This is a genomic window from Micromonospora sp. RTBAU3-60, from assembly GCF_054963695.1.
Genome location: NZ_JBUEGB010000009.1, coordinates 166,638 through 182,104, shown reverse-complemented (window position 1 = coordinate 182,104; position 15,467 = coordinate 166,638). Strand labels below are relative to the sequence as shown.

The 15,467-nt window shown below is 73.0% G+C and carries 13 protein-coding genes; 8 read left to right on the top strand and 5 right to left on the bottom strand.

What is annotated here, in order from left to right:
* Positions 1-5: 5 nt before the first annotated feature.
* Positions 6-623, bottom strand: coding sequence for a DUF4126 domain-containing protein (locus ACY34I_RS12065; protein ID WP_462754808.1), 618 nt, complete (start codon positions 621-623; stop codon positions 6-8).
* 71 nt (positions 624-694) lie between these two features.
* On the opposite strand from ACY34I_RS12065, the gene nucS reads away from it, so the two are divergent.
* Positions 695-1,354, top strand: coding sequence for an endonuclease NucS (nucS, locus tag ACY34I_RS12060; RefSeq protein ID WP_073836014.1), 660 nt, complete (start codon positions 695-697; stop codon positions 1,352-1,354).
* A 21-nt stretch (positions 1,355-1,375) separates the two neighbouring features.
* Here nucS and ACY34I_RS12055 read toward each other — a convergent pair whose 3' ends face one another.
* Positions 1,376-2,878, bottom strand: a complete 1,503-nt coding sequence (locus ACY34I_RS12055; protein ID WP_462754806.1) for an aldehyde dehydrogenase family protein — start codon at positions 2,876-2,878, stop codon at positions 1,376-1,378.
* Between the two features lie 167 nt (positions 2,879-3,045).
* On the opposite strand from ACY34I_RS12055, the gene ACY34I_RS12050 reads away from it, so the two are divergent.
* From ACY34I_RS12050 to ACY34I_RS12020, 7 genes are all read left to right on the top strand, one after another.
* Positions 3,046-3,570: an FHA domain-containing protein gene (locus ACY34I_RS12050; RefSeq protein WP_462754804.1), complete on the top strand. Its 525-nt coding sequence runs from the start codon at positions 3,046-3,048 to the stop codon at positions 3,568-3,570.
* A gap of 88 nt (positions 3,571-3,658) precedes the next feature.
* Positions 3,659-4,723, top strand: coding sequence for an alpha/beta fold hydrolase (locus ACY34I_RS12045; RefSeq protein WP_462754803.1), 1,065 nt, complete (start codon positions 3,659-3,661; stop codon positions 4,721-4,723).
* A gap of 229 nt (positions 4,724-4,952) precedes the next feature.
* Positions 4,953-6,743 carry a 3-hydroxyacyl-CoA dehydrogenase family protein gene (locus ACY34I_RS12040; protein WP_462754801.1) on the top strand — a complete coding sequence of 597 codons (1,791 nt, stop codon included), beginning with the start codon at positions 4,953-4,955 and terminating at the stop codon, positions 6,741-6,743.
* Positions 6,744-6,784: 41 nt separating this feature from the next.
* Positions 6,785-7,279, top strand: coding sequence for a SigE family RNA polymerase sigma factor (locus ACY34I_RS12035; RefSeq protein WP_462754800.1), 495 nt, complete (start codon positions 6,785-6,787; stop codon positions 7,277-7,279).
* Positions 7,276-8,349, top strand: coding sequence for a hypothetical protein (locus ACY34I_RS12030; protein ID WP_462754799.1), 1,074 nt, complete (start codon positions 7,276-7,278; stop codon positions 8,347-8,349). The genes ACY34I_RS12035 and ACY34I_RS12030 overlap by 4 nt, the downstream gene beginning before the upstream one ends.
* Before the next feature lie 60 nt (positions 8,350-8,409).
* Positions 8,410-8,742 carry a hypothetical protein gene (locus ACY34I_RS12025; RefSeq protein WP_462754797.1) on the top strand — a complete coding sequence of 111 codons (333 nt, stop codon included), beginning with the start codon at positions 8,410-8,412 and terminating at the stop codon, positions 8,740-8,742.
* Positions 8,743-8,808: 66 nt separating this feature from the next.
* Complete coding sequence (locus tag ACY34I_RS12020; protein ID WP_148800684.1) at positions 8,809-9,618, top strand: alpha/beta hydrolase; 810 nt, start codon at positions 8,809-8,811, stop codon at positions 9,616-9,618.
* 9 nt (positions 9,619-9,627) lie between these two features.
* Here ACY34I_RS12020 and ACY34I_RS12015 read toward each other — a convergent pair whose 3' ends face one another.
* The 3 genes from ACY34I_RS12015 to ACY34I_RS12005 all read right to left on the bottom strand — a co-directional run bounded on the left by ACY34I_RS12015 (position 9,628) and on the right by ACY34I_RS12005 (position 15,244).
* The gene (locus ACY34I_RS12015; protein ID WP_462754794.1) at positions 9,628-10,836 is read right to left on the bottom strand and encodes an AI-2E family transporter; all 1,209 of its coding nucleotides are present in this window, start codon (positions 10,834-10,836) and stop codon (positions 9,628-9,630) included.
* A gap of 634 nt (positions 10,837-11,470) precedes the next feature.
* The gene (locus ACY34I_RS12010) at positions 11,471-13,822 is read right to left on the bottom strand and encodes a hypothetical protein (protein WP_462754793.1); all 2,352 of its coding nucleotides are present in this window, start codon (positions 13,820-13,822) and stop codon (positions 11,471-11,473) included.
* Positions 13,823-13,990: 168 nt separating this feature from the next.
* The gene (locus ACY34I_RS12005; protein WP_462754791.1) at positions 13,991-15,244 is read right to left on the bottom strand and encodes a DivIVA domain-containing protein; all 1,254 of its coding nucleotides are present in this window, start codon (positions 15,242-15,244) and stop codon (positions 13,991-13,993) included.
* Between the last annotated feature and the right edge of the window lie 223 nt (positions 15,245-15,467).

The window sequence follows — 15,467 nt, the reverse complement described above, 5'->3', positions numbered from 1 at the left end:
CAGGATCAGACCCGGAATCCAGCCGCGCGGGCTGCCGCGCGTTCCCGCCGCCGGTCCTTGCGCCGCCGCAGGAACCAGCCGAGGAACAGGACGAACCCGAGCAGGAACGCCAGCACCAGCACCGGCAGCAGGATGGCCACCACCGACATGACCGCGCTCGTGGCGTCCTCGGCGGTGCTGGCGACCGGGGCGCCGAAGCCCGCGGTGGTCGCGTTGATGACCGGGCGGACCGCCGACTTGAGCAGGTGCACGCCGAGCGCGATGAGGACGCCGACCACGACGGGCACCCACTGGTGCGAGGAGAAGAACGTGTCCGGGTCGCTGACCGTGACGGTCTGCGAGCTGGAGCCGGCGCCGAAGGCCAGGCCGCCGGCGGTGGGCCGGACCACCGTCTGAACCACGTCGTTGACGTGGTCGACCACCGGCACCTTGTCGGCGACCACCTCGATGGTGAGCAGCACGGCGAGGATCAGGATGACCCAGCCGTTGCCCAGCCACTGCCACCCGCTGGGCAGGTCGACCAGGTCGGTGTAGCGCGCCAGCAGACCCATGAGGAGCAGCGGGATGTAGGCGTTCAGGCCGGCCGAGGCGGCGAGGCCGGAACCGGTGAGGACTTCGAGCACGATCTCAATATCGCACCGGTACGCCAGTGGCGCTCGCCGGCGAGCGCCGGGGGCTCGGCTACCCTCGTCGGGTGCGGTTGGTGATTGCGAAGTGCTCGGTGGACTACGTCGGACGGCTCTCGGCGCACCTGCCGCCGGCCACCCGGCTGCTCATGGTGAAGGCGGACGGCTCGGTGTCGATCCACGCGGACGACCGGGCGTACAAGCCGTTGAACTGGATGAGCCCGCCGTGCCGGTTGGAGGAGGCGCCCGGCGTCTGGCGGGTGGTCAACAAGGCCGGCGAGGAGCTGCGCATCACCCTGGAGGAGATCTTCCAGGACACCTCGTACGAGCTGGGCGTCGACCCGGGCCTGCGCAAGGACGGCGTCGAGGCGCACCTGCAGGAGCTGCTCGCCGCCAATCCGGAAACCCTCGGTGAGGGCTTCACGCTGGTCCGGCGGGAGTACATGACCGCGATTGGTCCCGTCGACCTGCTCTGCCGGGACGCGAACCAGGGCGCGGTCGCGGTCGAGGTGAAGCGGCGCGGCGAGATCGACGGGGTGGAGCAGCTCACCCGCTACCTCGAACTGATGAACCGCGATCCGCTGCTCGCCCCGGTCACCGGCGTCTTCGCCGCGCAGGAGATCAAGCCGCAGGCCCGGGTGCTCGCCACCGACCGCGGGATCCGCTGCGTGGTGGTCGACTACGACAAGCTGCGCGGCATCGAGCGCGACGAGCTGACCCTGTTCTGAGTCCGGGGGAGACCGGCCCCGTCAGCGGCCCCGGCCGTACATCAGCTTGGCGGCCTTGACCAGGCGGGCGACGTCGGCCGGGGTGCGCTCGAAGGTCATCGACGGCAGCAGCGAGGGCCCACGGCGCCGGGTGATCGCCTTGGCCCGGCCGAACTCGCGCAGCCCGTCCTCGCCGTGGATCCGGCCGAAGCCGGAGTCGCCCACCCCGCCGAACGGCAGGGTGGACATGCCGGCGAAGGTGAGCGTCGAGTTGATCGCGGCCATCCCGGAACGCAGCCGCCGTGCGACCGCCACCGCCCGCTTCCGGCCGAAGACCGAACCCCCGAGACCGTACGACAGGGCGTTGGCCCGCTCGACGGCCTCGTCGATGTCGCGGACCCGGTTGACCGTCAGGGTCGGGCCGAAGGTCTCCTCGCGGACGGCGGCCGAGTCTTCCGGGACGTCCACCAGCACGGTCGGGTGCACGTACGGCGGCTGCACCGCCTCGGGACCGCCGAGCACCGCCCGGCCGCCACGGGCGACCGCGTCGTCGATGTGCCGGCGGATGACGTCGAGCTGGGCCGGCATGGTGATCGGTCCGATGTCGGCACCCTCCGGGCCGACGGTGAGCCGGCCGGCCTTCGCCACCACCTTGTCGAGGAAGGCGTCGAAGACCGGCTCGACCGCGTAGACCCGTTCGATGCCGATGCAGGTCTGCCCGGCGTTGGTCAGGGCGCCCCAGACGCACGCCTCGGCGGCGGCGTCCAGGTCGGCGTCGGCGTCCACGATCATGGCGTCCTTGCCGCCCGCCTCCGGCAGCACCGGGGTGAGGGTCTCGGCGCAGGCGGCCATCACCTTCTTCGCGGTGGCGGTGGAGCCGGTGAAGGCCAGCTTGCCCACGCCGGACCGGCACAGCGCCGCGCCCACGTCGCCGAGGCCGTGCACGGCGGTGAGGACGGGCTGCTCCGGCACCACCTCGGCGAAGCGGTCCACCAGCCACTGCCCGACGGCCGGGGTGTACTCGCTCGGCTTGAACACCACAGCGTTGCCGGCCGCGAGGGCGTACGCGGCGGAGCCGATCGGGGTGAAGACGGGGTAGTTCCAGGGGCCGATCACCCCGACCACCCCGTACGGCTGGTATTCGAGGTGCCCGGTGAACTCGGCGAGGATCAGCCGGGTGCGCACCCGGCGCGGCCCGAGCACCCGGCGGGCATTGCGGGCGGCCCAGTCGATGTGCTCCAGCGCGGTGAGGATCTCGACGACGGCGTCGCCGATCGGCTTGCCGCCCTCCGTGTGCACCAGTTCGGCCAGTTCCTCGATGCGGCGGGCGATGACACCGCGCCAGCGCAGCAGCCGCTCCCGGCGGCCGGTGAAGCCGAGCCCGGCCCACCACTGGCCCGCGGCGCGCCCCCGTTCGACCGCGTCCCGTACGTCCGCTACGGTCGCCACCGGGACCCGTCCGGCTTCGGCGCCGGTCGCCGGGCTGGTGGACACCAGGTGACCGTCCTCGATGATCGGGGTCCCCGGGACATGCACAGCCGTCATGGCCGAAGTCTAGACCCGAACGTTACTCACTGGTAGGTCCGGCGTCCCGCGTAACCTGCCCTGACCGGGGCGCCGACGAACCGACGGAATCGACGGACATGACCGGTGAATGAACCCGAAACGGCGAACAGAAGTTGACCGGCCGGGGTTGCGGGGGTGACCGCGCGGTGGTGACAGCCATTACGGTGAGCTGGCAGGCTGACGCCGCAGGCGACGGGGTGGAGGGGCGACTGCCGATGGAGGAGCATCCGGAGCTGATGCCGCTGTTGACGGTGTCGGGCGGGGCGCTGCGCGGGCTGAGCTTCCGCGTCGGCCGGGACCCGCAGGTCATCGGCCGGGCGCCGAGCGCCCACATCGTGCTCGCCGACGCGCATCTGAGCCGGCGGCACGCCACGGTGCAGTTGACCCCCGAGGGGGCCTGGCTGACCGACCTCGGCTCGACCAACGGCACCTGGCTCAACGACCAGCGGATCAGCGGCAGCGTGCCGCTCACCGACGGTGACGTGATCCGGCTCGGCCGCACCGACCTGCGCTACTTCGACCCGGGGGTGGCCCGGACCGACCCGGTGGGGATGAGCTTCAGCCTCCCGAGCCCGGGCCACCGGCCGACCCTCCCGCTGCCCGTCCCGTCTGCCCGGACGCCGGTGGAGTCGCGCGAGATCCTGTCGCTCCCGGTCGACGCGCACTCCTGATCCCACCGGGTCCGTCCACACCCACGGGCGGTCCGGAGTGGGGTCCGGGCACATGGACCGGGCCGGCGCGGTGTGCCAGCATGCGCGGATGCGGAGCACGCGGCACACGGTCCACGCCAACGGCATCACCCAGTCGGTACGGGTGGCCGGTCCGCCGGACGGCGTACCGGTGTTGCTGGTCCACGGCAACGTCTCGTCGTCGGCGTTCTGGGAGCCGCTGCTGCGGCGGCTGCCGGAGGCGCTCCGCGTGGTCGCCCCGGACCTGCGCGGGTACGGCGAGACCGACACCGCCCCGGTCGACGCGACCCGGGGCCTCGGTGACTTCGCCGACGACGTGGCCGCCCTGCTCGACGCTCCCGGGCTGTTCGCCTCCGGCGCGCGGCCCGTGGTGGTCGGGCACTCGCTCGGCGGCGGGGTGGCGATGCGGCTGCTGGTCGACCATCCCGACCGCGTGGCCGGGCTGCTGCTGGAGGCGCCGGTGTCGCCGTACGGGTTCGGCGGGACCCGGGACCTCGACGGCACCCCCACCACGCCCGACTTCGCCGGCACCGGCGCCGGCACCGCCAACCCGGACTTCGTCGCCCGCCTCGCCGCGCAGGACCGGGGCGAGGACGGCCCGACCAGCCCGCGCAACGTGCTGCGGGCGGCGTACGTGGCCGACCCGGCGTCGCTGGGCGAGGACGAGGAGCTGCTGCTGGAGAGCATGCTGACCACCGCCACCGGGGACGACAACTACCCGGGCACGGCGGTCGCCTCCGCGCACTGGCCGGGCACGGCCGCGGGGAAACGCGGGGTGCTCAACGCGCTGGCGCCCGCCTGGTTCCGGGTCGCCGACAAGCTGGTCACCGTCCCGGCCAAGCCGCCGGTGACCTGGGTACGCGGCGATGCCGACGTGATCGTCTCCGACACCTCGCTGTTCGACCTGGCGTACCTGGGGTCACTCGGCGCCGTGCCGGGCTGGCCGGGAGCGGCGGACTGCCCGCCGCAGCCCATGGTGGGCCAGACCCGGGCGGTGCTGGACCGGTACGCGGCGGCCGGCGGCACGTACCGGGAGGTGGTGCTGCCCGGCTGCGGCCACAGCCCGCACCTGGAACGGCCGGCCGAGTTCGTCGCGGAGCTGCTGGCGCTGGTCGGGGCGCCCGCGGAGGCCTGACCCGGCGACGCTGGCGGAGGCCTGACCCGGCGGCGACGGCGGACGACGGTGCCCGGCCTGCGGTGACGGCGCATTGCCCGGGCCGGCCGCGCCGGGGGCGGAGAGTGACGGACGTCGTGAAATATCCCACGGCGTCTCGACAACGTAGAGTCACGTGGCAGACTCCGGCGCATAACCTTAGCGGCCGTTCATGTCGGCAACGGCGGAGTCAACCAAGGGGAGGCCGGTCGTGGCGCGCGAGTTCACCAGGGTGGGTGTGGTGGGTCTGGGCACCATGGGTGCCGGCATCGTCGAGGTGTTCGCCCGCAACGGCATCGACGTGGTGGCCGTGGAGATCTCGGCGGCCGCCCTGGAGCGTGGCCGGGCCACCCTCACCGGGTCGACCGACCGCGCCGTGGCCAAGGGCAAGCTCGTTGAGGCCGACCGGGACGCCCTGCTGAGCCGGGTCGACTTCCAGGTTGGGCTGGGTGCGCTGCACTCGGTGGACCTGGTAATCGAGGCGGTGCCCGAGCATCTGGACCTGAAGCAGCGGATCTTCGCCGAGCTGGACCGGGTCTGCAAGCCCGAGGCCATCCTGGCCACCAACACCTCCTCGCTGAGCGTCACCGAGATCTCCGTCGCCACCACCCGGCCCAACCAGGTCATCGGCATCCACTTCTTCAACCCGGCGCCGATCATGAAGCTGGTCGAGGTGGTCCGCACCGTGGTCACCTCCGCCGACGTGGTGGCCGACGTGGAGGCGCTCTGCACGCGCCTCGGCAAGGTCGACGTGACCATCAACGACCGGGCCGGCTTCATCGCCAACGCGCTGCTCTTCGGCTACCTGAACCACGCCGTGAGCCTGTTCGAGGCGCGGTACGCGAGCCGCGAGGACATCGACGCCGCGATGAAGCTCGGCTGCGGCCTGCCGATGGGCCCGCTGGCGCTGATGGACCTGATCGGCCTGGACACCGCGTACGAGATCCTGGACACCATGTACCGGCGCGGTGGCCGGGACCGCCGGCACGCGCCGGTGCCACTGATCAAGCAGATGGTCACCGCCGGGCTGCTCGGGCGGAAGTCCGGCCGCGGCTTCTACACCTACGAGCGGCCGGGCTCGCCGAAGGTCGTACCGGACGAGCACACGCCGGTGGCGACGGAGGCGGCGCTCGCCGACGGCGCGCGGGCGATCGCCAAGGTCGGCGTGGTCGGCTCGGGGACCATGGCCACCGGCATCATCGAGGTCTTCGCCAAGGCCGGGTACGAGGTCATCTCGGTCACCCGGGGCGCGGAGCAGTCGGCGAAGGTCTGCGAGGCGGTCAAGACCTCGCTCAACAAGGGCGTGGTCCGGGGCAAGCTCAGCGAGGCCGACCGGGACGCCGCGCTCGGCCGGGTCACCTGGTCGGCCACATTGGACCATCTCGCCGACGTCGACCTGGTGGTCGAGGCGGTGGTCGAGGAGCTGAGCGTCAAGAAGGCCCTCTTCGCCAGCCTCGACGAGATCTGCAAGCCGGGCGTGGTGCTCGCCACCACCACCTCGTCGCTGCCGGTGATCGACGTGGCGATGGCCACCCAGCGTCCGGCCGACGTGATCGGCCTGCACTTCTTCAACCCGGCGCCGATCATGCCGCTGGTGGAGATCGTGCAGACCATCCGCACCTCGGCGGAGACCACCGCCACCGCCCGCGCGGTCTGCGCGGCGCTGGGCAAGACCGGCGTGGTCTGCGGCGACCGGTCCGGCTTCATCGTCAACGCGCTGCTCTTCCCGTACCTGAACGACGCGGTGAAGATGCTGGAGGCCAGCTACTCGACCGCCGACGACATCGACCACGCCATGAAGCTCGGCTGCGGCTACCCGATGGGCCCGTTCGAGCTGCTCGACGTGGTGGGTCTGGACGTCTCGCTGGCCATCCAGCGGGAGCTCTACCTGGAGCTGCGCGAGCCCGGCTTCGCCCCCGCGCCGCTGCTGGAGCACCTGGTCACCGCCGGCTACCTGGGCCGCAAGAGCGGCCGTGGGTTCCGCGACCACACCCACCGCTGATCCGGGTCAACAGCGGGCGCCGGTGACGGCGTCTTGAGGGTGTGACCTTCGAGGAGTACGTCGGCAGCCGCGGCCCAGCCCTGTTGCGCCTGGCCCGGCTGCTGACCGGCGACGCGCACCGCGCCGAAGACCTGACCCAGGACGTCCTGGCCCGCGCGTACGTGCACTGGCGGAAGATCGCCCGGGCCGACCGGCCGGACGTGTACGTGCGGCGGATGCTGATCAACGCCAACCACTCGTGGTGGCGCCGGCGGTCCAGCCACGAGCTGGCCGTGGACACCTTCGCCGAGCAGGCCCACCGGGGCGACCTCGGCGGCGAGGCGGCCGACCGGGATGAGATGTGGCGGCTCATCCGGGCGCTGCCCGACCGCCAGCGTGCCGTGCTGGTGCTGCGCTACTACGAGGATCTGGACGACGCGACGATCGCCCAGATCCTCGACTGCTCGCCGGTCACCGTCCGCACCCACGCGATGCGGGCGCTCGCCCACCTGCGGGAGCGCTGCGGCGCCCCGACGACGAACGGGAGCCGGCCGTGACCGACCTCGACGAGCGGATCGCCTCGGTGCTGCGGGAGCGCGCCGAGGGGGAGACCGACACCCACCGCCTGCTCCGGGAATCCCGCGCCCGGGGCCGCCGCCGCCAACTACGCCGCCGGGCCACGACCGGCACCGCACTGGCCCTGGTCGGGGTGCTCGGCTTCGTCGGGGTGACCACGGCCGACTTCACCGGGCTGCCCGGCCGACTGCCGTGGACGGCGGCGACGCCGACCGTCGCCCCGCCGGTGCCGCCCCGGGCCGACGGGGTGCCCGGGGCCGCCCAGCGCCCAGACCTGGTGGGCACCGACCCGCAATTGCTGCACTTGGGCGTGGACACCAGCAAGGCCCGTTACCTGCGGTGGGCCGCGTCTCTGGATGTGGAGTCGATCCGGTTCAGCGTCGGGGGTGAGCAGCCGGTTCTTGTCGAAGTGGCCCGGTCCGCGCAGTCGTTCACCGGCATGGGGATCGAGGGTTTCCCGAACCGGGTCGGTCCGGTCCCGGTGACCTTCGACGGTGAAATCCGGCAGGTGGCCGGCACGACCGGCGGCCTGGTCAAGGCCTGGCAGCCCGTCCCCGGCCTGTACGCCCGGGCGAGCATGCTCGGCGGCGACCGGAGCATGCTGGTCAAGGCCCTGGCTGCCGTCCGCTGGGACGAGGCACGACGGTGCACGGCGCCGCTGCGGCTGAGCACGTTGCCGGAGGGCGCGACGATGGGCTTCTGCTCCGTCGACGCCACCGGCTTCCCGAAGGCTCTCAAGGTCGAGCTCACCCTTAACCGAAAGCCGTCGGCAACCATGTGGGTGCGGCTGCTGTACGGGGCGGAGATCGTGGGAAGCACTACCGAGAGCAACCGCGAGGCGGGTGGCCGTCCCGCCTACCTCTACCCGGACGGTACGAAGCTGGAACTGCTCGGCATCCCGAGAGCGCACCTGACCGCCGAGTTCGGTTGGCCGTTTCCAGGGATCGACCCCCGCAAGGGTGGCCTGGACTTCACGGAGGCCGACGCGACGAGCGTGCTGGCCGGGGTGCAAGTGGCGAAGGACCTGACCGACCCGGAAACCTGGAAGTGACCGGCGCTGCCGGCCGGGCCGCCCGTCGCGGGGCGGCCCGGCCGGCGAGCCGTACGCTTGGTGACCGTGAGCCCCCGTCGCAACCGCCCCCGCCGGGACGACACCACCCGGCTGGACTCCGACCGGGCCCGCCAGGGCGTGCCCACCGTCCAGCAGTGGCGCGACGGCGACTGGCAGGTACGCGGGATCAGCGGCGGGGCGTCCGTCAAGACGTACCGCTGTCCCGGCTGTGACCAGGAGATCCGCCCCGGGGTGGCGCACGTGGTGGCCTGGCCGGCCGACGACCGGGGCGACCTCACTGACCGGCGGCACTGGCACAGCGGCTGCTGGCGGGCCCGGGACCGGCGCGGCCCGAACCTCCTGCGCGGTCGCGGCGCCCCCCGGTACGGCTGAGCGATCTGGGTCACCCTGTTTCCGCCCCGGCGGGCGACGGGGCGGACGGCGCGCGAGACTGGGACGGTGAGCACCCCGATCCGTGCGTCGTCGATCCTCCCCGGCCACCGGGAGGACATCGAGCTCCACACCGCCGACGGGCTGACGCTGGTCGGTGAGCTGGCCCGGCCGCTGGACCGGGAGCCCGCCGGCACGCTGGTCTGCCTGCACCCGCTGCCCACCCACGGCGGGATGATGGACAGCCACGTGTTCCGCAAGGCGGCCTGGCGGCTGCCTGCGCTGGCCGACCTGGCCGTGCTCCGGTTCAACACCCGGGGAACCAGCAGCGTCCGGGGCACCAGCGAGGGATCCTTCGACGCCGCCGTCGGCGAGCGCTTCGACGTCGCCGCCGCCATCGAGTACGCCGAGTTCCACGAGCTGCCGAACATCTGGCTGGTCGGCTGGTCGTTCGGCACCGACCTGGCGCTCAAGTACGGCTGCGACCCAGCGATCGCCGGGGCGATCCTGCTCTCCCCGCCGCTGCGTTTCTCCGAGCCGGCGGACCTCGCCGTCTGGGCCGAGGCGGGCAAGCCGCTCACCGCTCTGGTGCCCGAGTTCGACGACTACCTGCGCCCGGACGAGGCGCGGCAGCGGTTCGCGGCCGTGCCGCAGGCCGAGGTGGTCGGGGTGCCCGGCGCCAAGCACCTGTGGGTGGGCGACGCGGAGACCGTGCTCGACGAGATCGTCCGGCGGGTCAACCCGGCCGTGCCGGTGCCCCTGCCGACCACCTGGGACGGCCCGATGGAGACCGGTGACGTCAGCGCGTACGCCGACCGGACCGTGGCCGCCTTCGCCGACACCCCGGTCCCCGGGCCGCAGCAGCGGCAGGCGGGCTGACGCCGCCGGTCAGCGGGAGTCCTGCCGGGGGAGGACCACCTCGCGGAGGATGAGCTGAAGGGCGGCCACCACCGGGATGGCGATCAGCGCGCCGACCACCCCCAGCAGCGACACCCCCAGCAACGCGCCGAGCAGCGCCGCCACCTCGTTGACCGAGACCGCCCGGCGCATGATCTTCGGGTAGATCAGGTAGTTCTCCACCTGCTGGTAGACCAGGAAGAAGACCAGGCAGGCGACGCCCACCGGCAGGTCGGTGGCGAACCCCACCAGGGACACCACCACCGCGCCCAGGGTCGCCCCGATCTGCGGGATCAGGTCGGTCACCGCGACCACCACGGCCAGCGCGAACGGGTACGGCAGCCCGACCGCCAGCGCGAAGACGAAGGTGCTCGCCCCGGCCAGCACCGCGATGGCGAGCGCGCCCACCATGTACGCGCCGACCCGGGTGAGGATCTCGTCGCCGATCAGCCGGACCCGTTCCCGTCGGGTGCGGGGCACCAGCGCGTACCCGAGGTCACGCAGCCGGTCGAAGTACGCCAGGAAGTAGATGGTCAGCACCAGCACGGTCAGCGCCCGGAGGATGGTGCCGAAGATCAGCTGAGCGCCGCCCAGCACGCCGCCCAGCGCCCGGCCGATGGTCTCCGCGTTCGCCGCCGCGCGGACCCGTTCCATCACGTCGTACTGCTCGATGAGGTCGTTGACGGTGGGGTTGCGGCGCAGTTGCTCCACGTAGCCGGGCAGGTGCGTGATGAACTGCCCGGACTGGGTCACCACCGGCGGCACCAGCGCCAGCAGCCCACCGATGATCAGCAGCAGCACGGTGAGCGTCACCACCGCCACGGCCAGCCCGTGCGGCAGGCCCCAGCGGCGCAGCCGGACCACCGCCGGGTGCAGACCCACGGCGAGGAAGAGCGCGATGACCACCAGCACCAGGATGCCGGCGGCGTTGCGGATGCCCAGGAAGACCGCGTACGCCAGCAGCACGCCGAGCGCCCCGGTGAAGCCGACCAAGAAGGCGCTGCGGCGCAGCGGCTTGCCCGGCACGCCGAACCGGCCGCTCGGCTCGAACTCGGTCGGTTCGGCCGTCTCATCGGGCTCGGTCGGCTCGCCGGCGGTGGGCCGCCCGGACTCGTCGGCCGCGCCTTCCTCGGGGCGGAGCGCGCCCAGCGGGTCGTCGTCCTCCGGTCCGGCGTCGCCCGGCCGCCCGTCCTGCGTCACCTGACCTCCCCCGATCCCGCTCCGGCGTACCGGAGTCCAGCTCGCCGGACCGGCTCGGGTGGCCCGGATCGGCCGGCCGGCCGTCGGGTCCACGCGGCAGCCCGCTGCTCGGGAGGTTAGCGGGCCTGGCTTTCCTCGGCCAGCCCTTCCGCGGCCCGTGCCGGTCACCTCCCGCTTCACCGTCCCGGCGGGAGCCCCTGGCCTCCGGCGAACTCGCTGATCTGGCGGGCCAGGGCGGGGCCGGGGGTTCCCGCAGACGGCGAGCTCGCTGATCTGGCGGGTCAGGCCGTCGGCTAGGGGCTCCCGCCGATGGCGAGGCCGCTGATCTGGCGGGCCAGGCCGCCGTCACCGAGGGGTAACCCCCACTCCGCCTACAAACTTGATGACACAACGATTCACCGCTGGGTGGAAGGCGCCACGCGAACTTCGCCTTCCAGACCCCCTGTGATCACGGTGATCCTCGGACCCCAAAGGCCGGCAGGCCGCCCCCGGCTGAGTCGTTTACGTCATCAGGTTCGTAGCGTCCGGCGGGCACCCGGCCCGGCCGCCGGACGGCAGCGGGGGCGCGGTGGACGGCGGCGGGGCGCGGCGATGCCGGCCGAGGTCGGATATCGGGCGGGACTCCTCGCCTGGGTCAGTCGGTCTCGACCTTGACCGCGCTCGGCTTGGCGCTCCGCTCGTCGGTGGTGGGCTTGGTCGGGCGCTTGCCGTTCTCGCCGGTGCTGGTGATCTTCGTGGGAGTGGCGCCTCGGCCGCCCTCGCCGGGCACGGCGGCGACGGTCGGCTCGCCGTCCACGCCGGCGGTGGCGGCGCCGCCGTCCACGGTGGTCACCGGTTCGGCGACCGGGCGGGCAGCGCTGCCGTCCGCCGCCGGCTCGGTGGCCGCCGGCTCCCCGGCCGCCGCCGGCGCGGGCTCGCCGCCCTCGGGGGAGACGGTCGCGGTGCCCTTCGCGGTCACCGGGGTGGTGTCCTTGCCGGCGGTCACCGGCGCGGTGTCCTTGCCGGCCGGCACGGTGTCCTTCCCGGAGGACGGCGTGCTCACCCTGCCGGCGGTCACCGGGCCGGTCTCCTTGCCGGCAGCCACCGGAGCGGTGTCCTTCCCGGCGGTCACCGGGGTCGTGTCCTTGCCGGCCGCCGGCGCGCTGTCCTTCCCGGAGGCCACTGACGTGCTCGCCTTGCCGGCGGTCACCGGGCCGCTCTCCTTGCCGGCCGTCGGGGCGGCGGGGCCGGTCGCGGCCGGCCCAGAGGAATCGCCGCTGGCGGCCGCGCTCAGCTCGTCCGGGTCGACGGGGGTGGTGGCGAGGCCGGCCTTGGTCGCCGACAGCCGGACCTCGGCGAGCTTGCGCTGGAGGTCGTCGGACTCCTGGCGGGACTTCCAGGTCTCCGTCCGCAGGTCGGCCAACTCCTGCTGGGCGTGGGCGATCTCCAGCATCACCTGGGCGAGCTGCTGGCGGCCGGCGGCCACCTCCTGCTGGGTGGCGGCGAGGTGCTGCTGCGTGGTAGCGAGGTGCTGCTGAGTGGTGGCCGCGTACTCCTCGAACTGGCGGCGCGAGGCGGCGACGTGCTCGTCGGCCTTGCGGCGCTTGTCGGCGGCGTCGACCTCGGCCCGGCGCAGCAGCTCGGCGCCCTCCTCCTCGGCCCGCCGGCGCATGGTGAGCGCGTCCTGCTCGGCCGCCTTCCGGATCCGGGCGGCGCCCTGCTCGATCTCCTCGCGCCGGGCGGCGTACGCCTTCTCCAGCTCGTCCTGCCGCTTCTTGTGCTGCCGGTCGAGCTCGTCGCGGCGCTTGGCGTACTCCTGCTCGGCGGCCGCGCGGCGCTGGGCGAACTGCTTGTCGGCCGCCTCCCGCCGGGCGTTGACCTCCTGCTCCACCCCGGCCCGCCAGGCGCCCAGCTCCTGCTGTGTCTGGGCCCGGGCCTCCTGGACGTACGCCTCGGTCTCGGTGCGCATCCGCTGGACGTACGCTTCGATCTCGGCGCGCTTGCGCTTGCCCGCCTCGGCGGCCTCGGTGCTGAACCGGTCGGCCTCGGTGCGGGCCCGGCTCCGGGTGGCCTTCGCCGCCTCCTCCGCGTCGTCGACGATCTTCTTGGCCTCGGCAAACGCCTTGGCGTGGGTGGCCCGGCCGGCCTCGGCCGCGGACTCGGTGAGGCGCTTGGCCTCCTGCTGCGCCTTGGCGTGCACCTCCTTGGCCGCCTCGCGGAGCTGGGTCGCCTCCTGCTGCGCCTTGGCCAGCGCCTCCTTGGCCGCCTCGCGTAGCCGGGCGGCCTCCTGCTGGGCGCGGGTGTGGATCTCCTTGGCGGTGTCCCGGAGCTGGGTCGCCTCCTGCTGGGCCTTGGTCAGCGCTTCCTGGGCCGTCCGGCGCAGCCGGGTCGCCTCGTCGTTGGCGTCCTTACGGAGCTTGGTGGTCTCTTCGTGGGCGTCCTTGCGGAGCTTGGTGGTCTCCTCGTGGGCGTCCTTGCGGAGCTTGGTGGACTCCTCCTTGGCCGCCTTGAGGGTGGCCTCCGCCTCGGCCTTGCGGGCGGCGGTGAGTCGCTCCTCCTCGGCCCGCCGGGCGGCGAGGGCGATCTCGAAGTCCTTGAGGGCCTGGGCGGACTGCTCCCGGGCCTCCTCGATGATGTGCTCGGCGGCGGCGCGACGGGCCTCGATCTCCTCGTTGGCGGCGGCGAGGATCTCGTCCGCCTGCTCCTCGGCCATCAGAAGGATCTGCTCGACCCGGGGACCGAGGTGCCGGAACGAGGCCCGGTCCACCACGCCCACCTGCTTGCGTACCTGGGCGAGATCGCGTTGCAGCACCTCGACCTGGCCGGCCAACTTGTGGATCTGGGTGTACGCCTGCTCCCGCTCGGCCGTCAGCGCCGCGATCTCGTGCTCCGCCCGAGCGACGTACCGGTCGACCTGTCGTTTGTCGTACCCCCGCAGCGCGGACTCGAAGCTGGGCTCCGTGGCCACGTCCCCGCCGAGAGCAAACAGTTCCTCGCCGTGCGACATGCTCCCATCCTCACACGCATCCGGTTCTGCTGGGGCGATACGGACGCCCCGGTTGGGACCTACTTCACTGACGGGTCGAAACGGGCTGGAAAGCGTGACGGCGCGGGGTGGCACCGGTTACCCGGTGTCACCCCGCGCCGTGGTTCATGCCCCGTCGCGGGTGGTGTCTCAGCTGGCCGACTCGGCGCTCACCTTGTCCTCGGCGCCACCGGCCTTGGCCGCCTCCGGCTTGGCGCCGCCGCCCGGCACGCCCGGCACGATGCCGGCGAGGCCGGAGAGCATCTGCCCGAGCTGCGAGGTGACCGCGTCCTTCTGTCGGGTGAGGTCCTCGACCTCGCGGCGGGCCGCCTGGGTGGTCAGCTCCGCCTCGGTGCGGGCCTCGCTGAGCAGGCGCTGCGCCTCGGCCTTCGCCTCGTTCAGCGTCTTGTCGGCCAGCGCCTTGGCCTTGTCCACCGTCTCGTTGGCGGTGCGCTCGGACTCGACCCGGCGGGCCTCGGCCCGCTGCTCGATCTCCTTGGCCCGCTCCTGGGCGGCCCGGGCCCGCTGCTCGGCCTCGCTGACCAGCTTCTGGGTCTGCGCGACCTGGGCGGCGTGCCGCTCGGACTCCTCGCGCTCGGCCTTCTCGCGCCGCTCGGCGAGCTGGAGCTCCAGGGCCTGCAGGTCCTTGTCGCGCTTGTCCCGCGCGTCGGTGAGCAGCTTGGTCGCCTCGGCGCGCTTCTCCTCGGCCTCCCGGGCGGCCTTGGCCCGCTGCTGGGTGATCTCCCGCTCGGCGGTGGCCCGCAGGGTGGCGACCTCACGCTCGACGGTGGACTTCAGCTCGGCCACCTCGTGGGCGGTGACCGTACGCAGCTGCTTGGTCTCCCGGTCGGCGTCGGCGCGCAGGGTGTCCGCCTCGCGGCGGGCCTGCACGCGGACCTCAGCGGCTTCCCGCTCGGCGGCGGTGCGGACGCTGCCGGCCTCGCGCTCGGCGGTGGCCTTCATGGCGGCCGCTTCGGCGCGCGCCTTGTCGGTGATCTCCCGCGCCTCGAGGCGGGCCGCGGAGAGGATGCCCTCCGACTCGCGCTTGGCCTCGTTGCGGTGGTCGTTGGCCTGCTCCTCGGCCAGCCGGAGGATCTGCTCGACGCGGGTGCCCAGGCCGGAGAGGGTCGGCCGGCTGTTCTCCTCGAGCTGCTTGCTGGTGTCGGCGAGCTTCTGCTCCAGCGCGCTCTGGCGCTGCTCGGCCTGGCGGAGCCGGCGCTGGGCGTCGTTCATCCGCTGCTCGGCCTCGGCCCGGGCCTGCTCGGACTGGCTCAGCGCGGCACTCAACCGGCCGATGAAGTCGTCGACCTGGTTGGTGTTGTATCCGCGCAGGCCAACGGTGAAATCTGGCTGCGTGTTCGCGTTATCGAAGAACGCAAGAGGGGAGGACTGCTGCTGGGGCATTGGGACATACTGGCAGACGCCCCAGGGTGCTTCGCAAGAGCGGTCGGAAGCTTTCGTGTCCTGTTTACATGGTCAACTTCGCGGGCGGGCCGGACCGGACCGAACAGCGATCTTGGCAGCTCCGGGCGTGCCCGACGGGACGCGAGTCGCGCGCCGAAAAGGGCCGCCGGTCGGTGCCCCGCGGCCCTTTGTCGAGCAGTCCCTGAATCGCCTTCCGCGCAAT

Bases quoted from the DNA above. Each gene is read 5' to 3' on its own strand.
- ACY34I_RS12055 (WP_462754806.1), bottom strand. From the start codon at position 2,878: ATGACGGCTGTGCATGTCCCGGGGACCCCGATCATCGAGGACGGTCAC.
- ACY34I_RS12045 (WP_462754803.1), top strand. From the start codon at position 3,659: ATGCGGAGCACGCGGCACACGGTCCACGCCAACGGCATCACCCAGTCG.
- ACY34I_RS12010 (WP_462754793.1), bottom strand. From the start codon at position 13,822: ATGTCGCACGGCGAGGAACTGTTTGCTCTCGGCGGGGACGTGGCCACG.
- ACY34I_RS12005 (WP_462754791.1), bottom strand. From the start codon at position 15,244: ATGCCCCAGCAGCAGTCCTCCCCTCTTGCGTTCTTCGATAACGCGAAC.